General features: G+C 40.4%; 10 protein-coding genes. All 10 read left to right on the top strand.

Annotated elements, in window-relative coordinates:
* Nucleotides 1-27: 27 nt before the first annotated feature.
* Nucleotides 28-438 carry a PTS sugar transporter subunit IIA gene (locus ACI3E5_RS08395; RefSeq protein ID WP_223347079.1) on the top strand — a complete coding sequence of 137 codons (411 nt, stop codon included), beginning with the start codon at nucleotides 28-30 and terminating at the stop codon, nucleotides 436-438.
* A complete protein-coding gene (locus ACI3E5_RS08390; RefSeq protein ID WP_325845004.1) occupies nucleotides 438-2,216 on the top strand; it encodes a DUF2264 domain-containing protein in 1,779 nt (592 codons plus the stop codon). Before ACI3E5_RS08395 ends, ACI3E5_RS08390 begins: the two co-directional genes overlap by 1 nt.
* A complete protein-coding gene (locus ACI3E5_RS08385) occupies nucleotides 2,213-3,343 on the top strand; it encodes a glycoside hydrolase family 88 protein (RefSeq protein WP_325845005.1) in 1,131 nt (376 codons plus the stop codon). The genes ACI3E5_RS08390 and ACI3E5_RS08385 overlap by 4 nt, the downstream gene beginning before the upstream one ends.
* A gap of 12 nt (nucleotides 3,344-3,355) precedes the next feature.
* On the top strand, nucleotides 3,356-5,524 hold the full coding sequence (locus ACI3E5_RS08380; protein ID WP_498821397.1) for an alpha-galactosidase: 2,169 nt from the start codon (nucleotides 3,356-3,358) through the stop codon (nucleotides 5,522-5,524).
* 1 nt (nucleotide 5,525) lies between these two features.
* A complete protein-coding gene (locus ACI3E5_RS08375) occupies nucleotides 5,526-6,335 on the top strand; it encodes a hypothetical protein (protein ID WP_325845007.1) in 810 nt (269 codons plus the stop codon).
* A complete protein-coding gene (locus tag ACI3E5_RS08370) occupies nucleotides 6,332-7,915 on the top strand; it encodes a glycoside hydrolase family 43 protein (RefSeq protein ID WP_016621191.1) in 1,584 nt (527 codons plus the stop codon). The genes ACI3E5_RS08375 and ACI3E5_RS08370 overlap by 4 nt, the downstream gene beginning before the upstream one ends.
* Before the next feature lie 307 nt (nucleotides 7,916-8,222).
* The gene (locus tag ACI3E5_RS08365) at nucleotides 8,223-9,884 is read left to right on the top strand and encodes a sensor histidine kinase (protein ID WP_151195035.1); all 1,662 of its coding nucleotides are present in this window, start codon (nucleotides 8,223-8,225) and stop codon (nucleotides 9,882-9,884) included.
* A 128-nt stretch (nucleotides 9,885-10,012) separates the two neighbouring features.
* Nucleotides 10,013-10,948: an ABC transporter permease gene (locus tag ACI3E5_RS08360; RefSeq protein WP_498821394.1), complete on the top strand. Its 936-nt coding sequence runs from the start codon at nucleotides 10,013-10,015 to the stop codon at nucleotides 10,946-10,948.
* 12 nt (nucleotides 10,949-10,960) lie between these two features.
* Nucleotides 10,961-11,896, top strand: coding sequence for a carbohydrate ABC transporter permease (locus ACI3E5_RS08355; RefSeq protein WP_195961227.1), 936 nt, complete (start codon nucleotides 10,961-10,963; stop codon nucleotides 11,894-11,896).
* A gap of 20 nt (nucleotides 11,897-11,916) precedes the next feature.
* A complete protein-coding gene (locus ACI3E5_RS08350) occupies nucleotides 11,917-13,599 on the top strand; it encodes an extracellular solute-binding protein (protein WP_269924252.1) in 1,683 nt (560 codons plus the stop codon).
* The last annotated feature ends 24 nt before the right edge of the window (nucleotides 13,600-13,623 follow it).

Raw genomic sequence — 13,623 nt, 5'->3', positions numbered from 1 at the left:
AGCAAAATCGAACAAGGAGTGAACAAAGTGAAGAAAAAATATTTTTTGATCTCACATAACGAATTAGCCAATGGCTTGAAAAAAGCATTAGAAATGATTATCGGCACTCAGGAAAATTTATATGCCTTTGGATTGATGCCAGGAGGCCATCCAGATTTGATCACCAATCAAATCGAAGCGCTGATCGATGAGGAAACACAAGTTGTTATTCTAGGTGATATTGCTGGTGGCAGTGTTTGTAACTCGGCCATGCGTTTGACCCAGCAACCGAATGTCGTATTAGTTACCGGTATGAATCTCCCTCTTGCTATGGAAATTATAGTTAGTCAAAGCACATCAGAACAGCAGATCGCAGCAATTATTGAAGAGGTACGCAAGGGGATGACTGTTCAAAATTTACGTCCTTCTATCAAAGAATCATTCGAGGATTTCTTTTAATGATGATTTCTAAAAAAGACTTGCAGATGTGGATGGAAAGGATGTTGCCCAACGATCGCTCATATCTGGCACAAAGCGGTAGCAGCTATACCAAAGAAATTCGATCGTTTGAAGCAATAATGAGGAGTTTTTGGGGGATTTTCCCAGCGTATGGTGACCAACCCCAGAAGCTCAAGACATTCGACACTGTCCAAGATTTTATTGATTGTGTCGAAGAAGGAAATTTACCTAAACTCTCAACAGAAAATCGCCAGATTGCAGTGGAATTAGGTGTATTAGGTTTTATATTGGGTCGTTATCCATCCTCCTTCTTTCAACTATTTTCGAACAAAGGTAAAAAAGAACTCCTCGCATGGTTATATCAAATCAACGAGATTGATCTGCCCAAGGGCAATTGGTTTTTCTTTTTGCTATTGGTCAATCTTGGTTTGAAGAAAAATAATAGTCCTTATTCTCAAGAGAAAATAGACGAAGCAGTGGCAATAATTGAAGAATGTTATTTAGGTGAAGGATGGTACTCAGATGGGGTCAATCGCCAAAGAGACTATTATGTTGCTTTTGCTTTTCACTTTTATGGGTTATTGATCGATTATTGCTTTCCTGAAGAGATCAAAACGCGCTACAAAAAGCGAGCCATCATTTTTGCAGAATCGTTTAAACACTGGTTTGACGCAGAGGGTCGATCGATTCCTTTTGGTCGTAGTTTGACCTATCGTTTTGCACATTGTTCGTTTTGGAGTGCGCTTTTGCTTACAGAGGCCTATCGAGAAACGAGTTTGTCTGTGTCCGAAATAAAAGGACTAATGGAAAAAAATATTTCTGATTGGCAAAAAAGACCTATCGTTTTACCTAAGGAACAAAACCTCTCGATCGGATATGGATACAATCAGCAATTATTATCGGAAGATTACAATGCCCCCGGGTCACCTATGTGGGCATTTAAAACCTTTGTTGTGCTCGCACTTCCTGAAAAGCATGAGTTTTGGCAGGCGATCAGCGCCATGAACATCCAACGAAGAGATAAAACTGTTCAAGCACATGCTGGATTTCATATCAATCACGACTTACATCAGACAACCGCGTTAAGTAGTTTGCAATGTAGCAATAATCCACTTTTGTACCATCATTTTGAAAAGTACAGTAAGTTTGCTTATTCAAGCTATTTTGGCTTTAATGTCACGCGGGATATCCAAGGAATCGAGCAATTTGCAATCGATTCGACGTTAGCAGTTTCAATACCCGGTCATGAGCAGTATATGACCCGTGGGAAAATTGAAAAAACAAAGATGTATGATTCCTATGGGGTTAGTTTTTGGCATGTCTGGCAAGAGGTTTCGATCACGACGTATTTGGTTCCAATCGATGCTGCCAATCATATCCGCATCCATGAGATTCTTACAAACCAACCGTTGGAAGTGGTTGAAGGTGGTTTTCCTTTGGCAAATTGGAACCGCAAATACAATCAGGCGATCATTCAGAAGAATTCTTGCGCTATTGAAAACGAACAAGGGGAATCGATCATTCGCAATCTTGGTGATGTGCGAACTGCCAGAGTGATTCCTCAAGGACCTAACACCAATATTTATTCTAGTGAAAAAAATGCAGTTCCGACGTTAACGATTATGATCGAAGCTGGGCGGACTGTTTTGGCTACGCATATCATTGGTCAAAAAAACAAGCAGCTGCTTCCAAAAGTGACTTTTCATGAAACGAACAATGCGTTTCAACTTAGGGGAAACGTTGATTTAACAATTAAAAAGGAGCGATTTGCGAAATGAATGATGAAATCAAACAATGGGCACTAAAAATTTTTGAAAAAATCGACCACAAATTAGAAGTACAAGTAGCGCGGGTGGGGGAAAAAATTCCGTACATTCCTAATGAGATGACAGGTTTATATGAAGAAGATAAAGGTGTAACAGATCCCGTGTGGTGGACCAATGGGTTCTGGGCTGGGATGTTGTGGCAGATGTATCACGCAACTGGGAAACCAGCCTATAAAGAAACAGCAGAAATAAATGAAGTTCGGTTGGATAAAGCTTTCAATCAATACACCGGACTGCATCATGATGTTGGGTTTATGTGGCTGCATACAGCGGTCGCTAATTACCGTTTGACGGAAAATGAGCGTTCAAAAGCAAGAGGACTACATGCTGCACATCTATTAGCGGGTCGCTACAATCCAAGAGGAGGTTTTATTCGCTCTTGGAATCGCGATCGTTCCGGTTGGGTCATTATTGATTCGATGCTAAATATTCCCTTGTTGTATTGGGCAGAAGAAGCAATCGGTGATCCACGTTTTCGTTATATGGCAGAAGACCATGCCGACAAAGTAATGAATCACATCGTTCGACCAGATGGTTCAGTCAATCATATCGGTGTATTCGATCCAACAAACGGTGAACTAGTTGAAACACCAGCCGGACAAGGCTATGCCTCAGGTTCTGCTTGGTCTCGTGGCCAATCGTGGGCAATCTATGGATTTGCATTAAGTTATCTGCATACGGGGAAAAAGGAATATTTAGAAACAGCCAAAAAAGTTGCTCACTATTTTATTGCGGAAGTCTCGAAAACAGACTGGGTACCAGTTGTTGATTTTCGTTCACCTAAAAATCCCGTGATGATCGATACTTCTGCTGGATTATGTGCTGCCTGTGGCCTATTGGAAATCGCAAAACACGTAGACGATTTAGAAAAAGATCTTTACACAGATGCGGCGATCAATATTTTAAAAGCGACAGAGTCCAACTATGCGATTTGGGATGAGGAAAAAGACGGTTTGATTGATTGCGCAACAGGCAGCTATCACGATGAACCGTGGACAGAAGTGCCGATCATTTACAGTGATTATTATTTTGTCGAAGCGATTTTACGCTTGCTAGATAAAGATTTTTTGATTTGGTAAAAGGAGCGACCAATGAACTGTTCAGGCAAAGAAACGATCACGCTTACAACAAAGCACAGCCAACTTAGCTTTATAGTCACAGAGAATGGCTATCTAACTTTGGCTTATTTTGGAAAAAAACTACCCAAAAGTGATCTATCCTATGTGATCACGGAGATTCCAAGGGCAAGCTATTTGGCTGATACCGACAGTATTGAAAACTTTAAGCTGGAACAGTTACCTGTAGGCTATCCTGCATTTGGCAATTCTGATCTAAGAAGTCCAGCTCATCAAGAGATTTACGCTGACGGCAGCCGTCTTTCGGATTTTAGATACGTTGATCATTCATTTAGTAAAATCAAACAGCCACTGAATGGATTGCCTTACGCAAATACTGAAAGGCTTGATTATCTAATTATTGAATTAAGCGATCATTATACAGGAGTGAGTCTCCACCTAAAGATCACTGCGTTTCAGGAGCAAGATGTCTTTACACAATCGGTCACCTTTAGTAATCCTTCAGATCAGGAGGTCGTATTGACCAAAGCGATGTCTCTCAATCTTGACTTTTTAACGGATGATTTTGAGTTATTACTTTTATCAGGGGCTTGGGGTAGAGAAATGCATCTTTCAAGACGCAAACTTGTCCAGGGGCTGCAGGGAATCGATAGTAAACGTGGGGCGAGTGGTCATGGACAAAATCCTTTTATAGCGTTAGTTTCCCCAGATACCACAGAATCAGCTGGTGCGGTCATCGCTTGTCAATTAATGTACAGTGGGAATTTTGTTGCAAGCGCCGAGGTCGACATGCATCAAAACACCCGGATGCAAATCGGGATCAATCCTTTCGACTTTAGTTGGACATTAGCTCCGAGTGAATCATTTGATACGCCAGAAGCGATTTTCTTGTATGCAGATGGTTTGAATCAAATGAGTCAGAAATTTCATGCTTTTTATGAGGACTGTGTCGTCCCTCGTGCTTTTAAAAACAAAGAGCGTCCGATTTTATTGAATAATTGGGAGGCAACCTATTTTGACTTTGATCAAGAACGCATTTTGCGATTAGCGAATGAGGGCGCTAAAATCGGTATCGAATGCTTTGTTTTAGATGATGGTTGGTTTGGCAAGCGAGAAAATGAACGAACGTCGTTAGGTGACTGGACACCAAATCAAGAAAAATTGGGGGGCAGTTTGCAACAACTGATTACGGCAATCAAAGAGCTAGGACTCGATTTCGGTTTATGGATCGAACCAGAGATGGTATCGAAAAAAAGCCTTCTCTACCAGCAGCATCCCGAATGGATCGTACGTGTACCAAATCGTCGACCACAGCAAGTCCGATATCAGTATGTTTTAGACTTGTCTTTAAATGAAGTCCAAAAATATTTGATTGAACAGATAACCTGGTTGTTAGATACCCATGAGATCAATTATTTGAAATGGGATATGAATCGCAATATCACTGACAGCTTTTCTAGTGGATTGAAAAAAGAACATCAGCAAGAATTTTCTCATCGCTATATTTTAGGCTTATATCATGTCTTAGAAACGATCACTAAGCGATTTCCTAATGTTTTGATAGAAAGCTGTGCTGGAGGTGGCGGTCGTTTTGATCCGGGCATGCTGTATTACACGCCTCAAATCTGGACAAGTGATGACTCTGATGCTATCGCAAGATTAGAAATCCAAAAAGGGACCTCACTGCTTTATCCGCCCAGCACGATGGGCTGCCATGTCACAGCGTCGCCGAATCACCAAGTAGGCAGAGTGACCTCCCTTCACACACGAGCACTTGTGGCTCAACAAGGCAATTTTGGGTATGAATTGAATCTTTTAGCATTATCTGAAGCAGAAAAAGATTGTTTGGCACAGCAGATCAAGCAGTACAAGCTAGAAAGGCAAACACTCCAATTTGGTCAACAGACGAGACTCGCTGTCTATGATTCACAAAATGAATACGCATGGCAAAAACAGAACTTAATGACGAGTGAAGTGATCGTTACTCATATCAATATTTTAAATAAACCAAACACAGTTCCAAAGCGCTTAAAGCTGAAATCCTTAAAGAATGACCAACTATATCAAGTCAATGACACGGTACGATCCGGCGCTGAGTTGATGGAAATCGGACTAATGATTCCCAAACCGTCGGAAGATTTTTTTGCAACAAGATGGAAAATTATGCCGATAAAGGAGACATAATATGCTGACACTAAAACTAATTGATCATGAGGGGCACACGATCGAGGAACATACCCACTCAGAAGAAGTTTATCTTGCATTTAAAGATCGGACTTATCAAGCCGGTGAGAAAATTATGCTTACGACGACGAAAGCGCCACTATTCGTCTGGCTGCAAGTGGATGAGGCACTTGCACCAAGTCTGGTTTATTTGAAAGAAAGTGAATGGATCTTTCCAATCATTACAGAAGACACGCTACGGCGAGCGTATTCGCCTAAATTATTTTCAGGAAAACGCCATTATCTACACGCCTGGTTAGCAAAAGAATACGAAATCTACGCCTATCGAAATTTGGCAGTGAATGCCCATGATCAAAAGAATCATAGTGGCGCCTATCCTCATGCTTATGCCAATGTGGAAACTAGAAATGATTCGACATTTTTTGCAAGAAATGCGATCGATGGCATGATCGCCAACGAGAACCACGGATCTTTTCCATATCAATCATGGGGTATCAATCAACAAGCGGATGCGCAATTGACGATCGATTTTGGTCGCATCGTTGAGATCGACAAAATCGCTTTGGTTCTTAGAGGAGACTATCCTCATGATAGTTACTGGACGCAAGTGACACTCGAATTTTCCAACGGACAACAAGAAATCCTGAAACCAACGAATCAACTCGATCGTCAATATTTCAGCTTTACCAAAATCCGTACTTCCTCAATTTTGTTAAAGGAATTGATTAAGCATCATGATGAATCACCCTTTCCAGCGCTAACACAAATTGAAATTTATGGCACTGAATGTCACCAGGAGGAAAGCAAATGATAGAAAATCCAATTCTTAGAGGATTTAATCCTGACGCCAGTGTAGTCAAAGTCGGATCTGATTATTATCTAGCAACCTCAACGTTTGAATGGATGCCCGGTGTTGAAATCTATCATTCATCTGATTTAGTAAATTGGACGCTAGTTGCTCAGCCGTTACAAGGCGAGACCACTGTTAGCTTAGTGGGCAATCTAAATTCCGGTAGTATTTGGGCGCCACACTTAAGCTACTCCGAAGGGCAATTTTGGTTGTTGATCACTGATGTGAAAACAGGAACGGCATTCAAAGACACACTGAATTATGTGCTGTCGGCAAAAGAAATTACTGGACCTTGGAGTGAACCTGTCTTTGTCACTGCCAGTGGATTTGATCCGGCATTTTTTCATGATGATGATGGAAAACATTATCTAATGAGTATGCTTTTTGACCATCGTTTGGAAAAGAAACGGTTTGCTGGTCTTGTGATGCAGGAATTCGATTTAGCTACAAAATCTTTGGTGGGGGAAAGAAAAAAATTCTTTGAAGGAACAGATCTGGGGGTCTGTGAGGGGCCACAGATCCTAAAAAAAGATGGTTGGTATTATTTACTAGCAGCTGCTGGTGGAACCGATTATAGTCACGCTGCGACAGTATGTCGAGCAAAACAGGTGATGGGTCCATATGAGCTTTCACCGTATCATCCTTTTTTAACAACTAAAAATGATCCGAAAAATCCGTTACAAAAAAGTGGTCATGCTTCTTTTGTTCAAGTATCGGCTGATGAATGGTATATCGTTCACATTTGTGCACGCCCATTGACGGAGCGTGGCTATTGTCCATTAGGTCGGGAAACCGCCCTTCAAAAAATAGAGTGGATCGATGGCTGGCCTCGTTTAGCTACTGGTACCTCTGCGCCAGAACGTTTGATTGATGAACCTAGTATTGCAAAAGAAGTCATTCAAAAAAAAGACCATAGTTCTCGGACAGATTTTGATGAGCCGACTTTGCCAAGTTACTTTAAAAGTCTTCGACAGCCAATTGGCAGCCAGTGCTCACTTTCAGAAAGAAAAGGGTATTTACGTCTTTACGGTCAACAAAGTATAACGAGTTTGCATCGTCAGACGTTGATTGCCAGACGTTGGCAGCATTTTGCCTTTCGCGTAGAAACCAAAATGGAATTTGAACCACAGTCGTTTCAACAATTAGCAGGTTTGACCTTATTTTTTGATACAGATAATTGGCATTACCTGCATGTTTCCTACGATGAGGAAACCAAAGAAAAATATATCCAATTAGAAACAGATGCGATCAATCAGTTTCAATATGCTTCAGAACGATTAGTTATCCAACCGAATCTTGCCATTCATTTAGCAGTGGAAGTGGATCATGAATGGGCACAGTTTTCATATGCTGTCGGGGATGAACCATGGCAAATGATTGGTGATCCGGTCTCAGCTGCCCAATTAAGTAGTGATTTTATCAAAGAAAACGGGAAACTAGCTTTTACCGGCGCAATGGTAGGTATCTGTGCACAAGACATGGATAATCATCGATCCTACGCAGATTTTGATTTCTTTACTTACACGGAAAGCCATTCGTGAGAGGGCGTAAAGTAAATCAGCGGGTTTTGCTTAAGCGATTCATTCATTGTTCGCTCGTTTTGTTCAAGGATAGAACGAGATAGCATGAAAGACAAAATAAAAGAAAGACGGGCACAGAATGAATGAGCAGCGCCAGATTGCCCATAGTCTGTGCCTTTTTTCAAAGAATGAAAAGCCTTGAGGAGCAAAAGAAGATCGTATGAATAATGATCGAGTATCATGAACTCAGAATCACGCAGGAACAGAGTAGTCAAATAGCGATAACAATTATGTAAGCGCCTACTTTTTGTCGGAGAGGAGATTACAAATGAATAAACTTTTTGAATTAATCCGACAGCAGTCTTTGCTCAAAAAAATGATCGTTAGTTTAAGTAGCTTGTTTCTCACCTTTTTTCTCATATTATCTACTTATCTTTATCTTCAATCGCAGCGAGTACTGTTGGACCAAGGAGAACTTTTATTAAAGAATGCCAGTGAAAAAAATCAGACGAATTTTAATGTAGGAATTGAATCGATCGAAGAGTTAGGCATCGAGCTGGTTTCAGACAATGAGTTTGTCAATTTTTTACAAAGATATGTTTCCGAAAGGACGATCAACGATCAGCCTTCCTTTGATTTTCAGACGACCGTCATTCCTCTTATACGCAAACTTCTTTCTACCACCCCGACACTGGCAAGTATACAGATACAGCTGTACGACCTTCAATATACTGTTTCATCTAAAAGCATGGTCACTGATCATCAGCTGTATCAGGAAGATCCCTTGACCTTCGGTTGGTATTTGGATCAAGATCAGCAATTATATTATCATTTTCCAATCAATCCTTTTGAATCGAATCAGCGGAAAAAGGGCTGGATCAATCTGTATGTCAATCCTCTTTTTCTTTTCCAATCGGTGAATGAAAATCTCGACAATCAAAGTGGGTTCTCTATTTTAGATGCTACCGGAGCAGTGATCTATGATCCATTGCTGTTTGCTGATCACCAAGATAAGGAAAATTACTTGATTCAGGAAGTTCCATTAAAAAATCAGTGGCAGTTGCTGACTTTTTATGCGAAAGAAAATTTTCGTGTGTCGTTAAAGGATTTTCTGAATAGCAATTTCATTTTGATTATTTTTTTGCTCAGTATGATGATCGTTTTTACGAATATCTTCTATAAATGGCTCGTTTCTCCGATTCGAAGGTTATGCGAAAAAATGAAATTGACGAATGGTCAGCAATTACCGCACAAAATCGCCATTTCGAGTAATGATGAAGTTGGTCAACTAGAAGCAACCTTTAATAAAATGATTGAAGATTTAGAAAACCTTCTGCTTAAGATCAAATCAGATGAAGCCTTGAAAAGAAAGGCGCAGTTGAGTAAATTTCAAGCACAGATTCAACCCCATTTTTTATACAATACGTTAGCAATCATTTCTTGGTGTGCAAAAGCAGGTGAGACAGAGCAAGTCGTTCAAATAACGAACGATCTCGCTCAGTATTATCGACTCATTTTGGCGAAAGGAAAAAACTTCGTTTCTTTAAAAGAAGAATTAGATTTAGTGAAACATTACTTATCCATTCAACGATTACGCTTTGCAGATCAACTTGACTATGAGATTGCTGTTGATCCTGAAATCGATGTAGAGTCGATTCAAATTCTTCATCGAATTTTACAACCCTTAGCAGAGAATGCTTTTCAGCATGGTATCTATGTAAAAGGTCAAGGGAAAATCAAAGTTACTGTTGCTGAAAATGAGGAAACATTAATCCTTCTAGTCGCAGATAATGGCGCGGGTGCCTCACCAGAGATAGTAGAGAAAATTCGCAGCGGGGAACAATTAGAGCTAAAAAAGGGAGGCTTTTCCTTGCAATCCATCATCAATATCTTGAAATCTTCTTATGGGGATCAGGTAAGGGTAGAATTCTTTTCAAAACAAGGGGAAGGAAGTGTGTTTCAAATTGAGTTGAATAAAAGCGTGCTTTAGGATCAAACTGTTTTATTGTGGTAGATATTACCATTTTCGGTGAATATTACCAGTTTTCAATCCTTCTCAAATCGTATAATTCTATATAAGAAAGCGTTTACTAAAGGGCTTTAGAAGGAGGTTTTTAAATGAGTACAGCAACCATTAAAAGAAAGAAGAGCTGGTTTTCCACTGGAAATAAGCTATTGTACTGGGTGTTGCCCTTTTTGCTAGTTGTTCTAGTTTTTGGGTATTTGCCGATGTTGGGCTGGTATTTAGCTTTTATTGATTATTCACCCGGTGCTTCTTTGGCAGATATGCCATTTGTAGGATTCAAATGGTTTCGAATGTTGATCTCTTCCAGAGAACAAGTGAATATCATCATACGCGTGATGAAAAACACACTAGGTATGAGCTTTTTAGGGTTAGCAACTAGTGTGTTACCAATGTTTTTTGCCATTTTATTATACGAAATCAGAAGCAGTAAACTAAGACGGCTCATTCAAACCATGACGACTGCGCCACATTTTGTCAGTTGGGTTTTAGTTTATTCTTTAGTTTTTGCCTTTTTATCAGTTGATAATGGGGTCATCAATAATCTATTGGTTGACTGGGGATTTATTGATACACCAATCAATTTTTTGCTAGATAACAGTCATATGTGGCTGAAAATGACGGCTTTAGGGGTATGGAAGGGCATCGGTTGGAGCGCCATTATGTACTTAGCGGCGATCAATGGGATCGATCAAGAATTGTATGAAGCTGCCAGTATAGATGGTGCGAATCGTTTGAAAAAAGTTCTTCATATCACGATTCCGGGTTTGTTGCCAACCTTTTTCGTTTTACTCATGATGAGTGTTGCCAACATGATCAATACTGGAATGGAACAGTATTTCGTTTTCTCTAATGCGATGACGAAAAGTTCGCTAGAAGTACTAGATCTTTATACGTACAACATCGGGATCGGTCAAGGGAACTTCTCTTTAGCAACGGTTGTCAGTATTTTGAAAACGGTCGTCAGCTTGATTTTATTCTATTCAGTTAACCGTTTGTCAAAAACCGTTCGCGGTGAATCGATCTTCTAGGGGGAGTACAGTATGGCAGCTATTAGTAAAAAAAATAAAGCCTATTCAGTAAAAGATACGTTGTCGATAGGTGAACGAGTATTTAATTTCTTCAATATCTTATTCTTTTTTCTTTTCATGTTTTTGTGTGCTTACCCATTTTACTATATTTTTATCAATACGATCAGTGACAATCAGTTGAGTGCAATGGGGGAAGTCTTGTTTATACCTAAAGACATTCATTTTCAAAATTATAAACAAATTTTGGAGATCCCAAATATCACAAATGCATTTATCATCAGCGTCGCTCGGACCGTTATTGGGACGACGTTGACTGTCTTATGTTCAGGATTTCTTGGCTTTATGATGACCCAACAAAAAATGACGGGGCGCAAATTTGTTTACCGTTTTATTATTTCAACGATGTATGTCAGCGCGGGGACGATTCCCGTCTATATGTTATTCAATTACCTAGGCCTATTGGATAACTTTCTCGTTTACGTCATTCCGGGTATGGTTTCAGCTTACAACATTGTTTTAGTTAAAACGTATATCGAGTCTAGTATTCCAAGTTCTTTGCAGGAATCGGCAGAGATGGACGGTGCTGGGATCATCACGATGTTTTTCAAAATCGCTTTGCCACTAATGGTGCCGATTTTAGCCACTTTGGCCATCTTCAGCGCAGTTGGACAATGGAATAGTTTTATGGATACAGTGATTTATGTAACGCGTGAGGATTTACATACCTTGCAGTATGTGCTTTACCGTTATTTGACACAGTCCACAGCGTTAGCGAATGAAATCAATTCGGGAAACATCTCTATTGATCAAGTTGCTGCTACGGCGCAGACAGCTCAGTCCGTCAAATTAACGGTGACAATGATGGTCGTTTTACCAATATTTGCCATTTACCCGTTCTTTCAACGTTTCTTTGTTAAAGGAATAACGATTGGAGCGGTCAAAGGATAAAAAAATTAGGAGGAAAGAGAATGGATTTAAAAAAGACTGGGAAAGCATTAATGTTAGGCGGACTGTTAGTGGGGACAGCAGCGTGCGGTAGCAACAACGAAAGCAGTGATGAGCCTCAAGGTGCTCAGGATGTATCGATTTATTCAATGTCAAGTACCTATGAGGGAGAGATCAGAGGGTACGTAGGGAAATATCTTCAAGATGAATTAGGCGTCAATGTAAATGTGATTCCTAACAGTGTCGGAGGGACAAGTCGATTAGAGACGCGATTGACTACTGGGGAATTGGGGGATTTGATCGTTTTTACAACTCAAAAGGATTTGAATCGAGCAAAAACGGCTGGTATTATCGAGGATTTGACTGAGTATAAGGAGAAACTGCCGAATGTTACCCGTTTTGAGGACGCCGTAGCTCGAGCTGAGACTATTTTTGAGGGATTGTACGGCATACCAACCACCGTTTCCCAAGAAGCAGAAGTAACCAAAACGAATCCGACCTGGTTGCCGTCAATGCGTTATGATTATTATAAAGAATTAGGCAGTCCAGAAATTGAAACGTATTGGGATTACGGGGTTTTGGCAGAGCAAATGGTCGAGGCACATCCTGAAACTGAAAATGGAGATAAATTTTATGCTCTTTCCTTGTTCAGCGAATGGGATGGAAATAGTGTCAACCAATTGCGTAGTATAGCAAAATCTCAAGGTTATACTGATACTGATGGTGTAAATCGCTATGAGTTCATCAACGTGTCTGTCCTTGATGATAGTTATGAAGATATTTTGAGTGAAGATAGTCTGTATCTGCAAGCGTTGAAATGGGCGAATGATCTGCATAAAAAAGGATTGCTAGATCCCGATTCTGCTTCGCAGACATGGGAGGACTATTTAAAGAAGGCGGAAAAAGGACAATCGGCGATCATGCCATGGGGCTACACTGGCGAGCTGAATTTTAATCCCGTCAATCCCGAATTAACCAGTCAAGGCAAAGGGTACAAGCTAGTACCAAACAATGAACTTCTAGTAGCGGATCAAAAAACGACGACCTACGGGAATAACTGGTTCTGGGCGGTTAGTAAGAATGCAAAGAACAAAGACAAAGCATTAGAACTTTTGGACTTCCTATATTCTGATGAAGGACATTTGTTCTGGGAAAACGGTCCTCAAGGAATCATGTGGGATATCAATGATGATGGCAAACCCTATCTCACAGAATTAGGCAGCGGCAGCTGGGAAGCACAGGCACCAGAAGAAGCAGGTGGCGGTGCTTTATCAGAGACGTTCAAAAAATTAGTCAATGGACCAAGTGTGGATCAACAATCCGTAAGCCCAATTTTGAACGAACCAGCAAATCGCTCCGTTTGGGAAACGACGCTTTTAGAAAGTGCGACAGAGTTAGATAAACAGTGGACAGAAGATCACGATGGTGCGCTAAATTCAAAAGAATACTTGCTTGAAAATGGCTTGCTAGCATCTTACGATATCGCAGATGTTCCATTAGTTGAGCGAGGGGATGAACTAGACTTGACCTACAATCAAGTAGGTGCAGTCATTAAAGAATACTCATGGCAAATGATCTATGCCCGAGATGATGAAACATTTGATAGCTTAAAGAATGAAATGATTGAGAAAGCGAAAAATCTAGGATACGACCGTTGTGTAGAATCTGAGCAAACGATCGCTCAAGCATGGTTCGCAGCACGTTAAATCATTTTGAGGATCACTCTTAGA

This window comes from Candidatus Enterococcus avicola (assembly GCF_047470845.1).
Taxonomy (GTDB): Bacteria; Bacillota; Bacilli; order Lactobacillales; family Enterococcaceae; genus Enterococcus_D; species Enterococcus_D casseliflavus.
The sequence above is the reverse complement of the archived record's forward strand: the minus strand, read 5'-3'. Positions and strand labels throughout refer to the sequence as shown.

Coding starts and splice junctions, on each gene's coding strand:
- ACI3E5_RS08390 (WP_325845004.1), top strand. CDS start 438: ATGATGATTTCTAAAAAAGACTTGCAGATGTGGATGGAAAGGATGTTG.
- ACI3E5_RS08385 (WP_325845005.1), top strand. CDS start 2,213: ATGAATGATGAAATCAAACAATGGGCACTAAAAATTTTTGAAAAAATC.
- ACI3E5_RS08380 (WP_498821397.1), top strand. CDS start 3,356: ATGAACTGTTCAGGCAAAGAAACGATCACGCTTACAACAAAGCACAGC.
- ACI3E5_RS08375 (WP_325845007.1), top strand. CDS start 5,526: ATGCTGACACTAAAACTAATTGATCATGAGGGGCACACGATCGAGGAA.
- ACI3E5_RS08370 (WP_016621191.1), top strand. CDS start 6,332: ATGATAGAAAATCCAATTCTTAGAGGATTTAATCCTGACGCCAGTGTA.
- ACI3E5_RS08365 (WP_151195035.1), top strand. CDS start 8,223: ATGAATAAACTTTTTGAATTAATCCGACAGCAGTCTTTGCTCAAAAAA.
- ACI3E5_RS08360 (WP_498821394.1), top strand. CDS start 10,013: ATGAGTACAGCAACCATTAAAAGAAAGAAGAGCTGGTTTTCCACTGGA.
- ACI3E5_RS08355 (WP_195961227.1), top strand. CDS start 10,961: ATGGCAGCTATTAGTAAAAAAAATAAAGCCTATTCAGTAAAAGATACG.
- ACI3E5_RS08350 (WP_269924252.1), top strand. CDS start 11,917: ATGGATTTAAAAAAGACTGGGAAAGCATTAATGTTAGGCGGACTGTTA.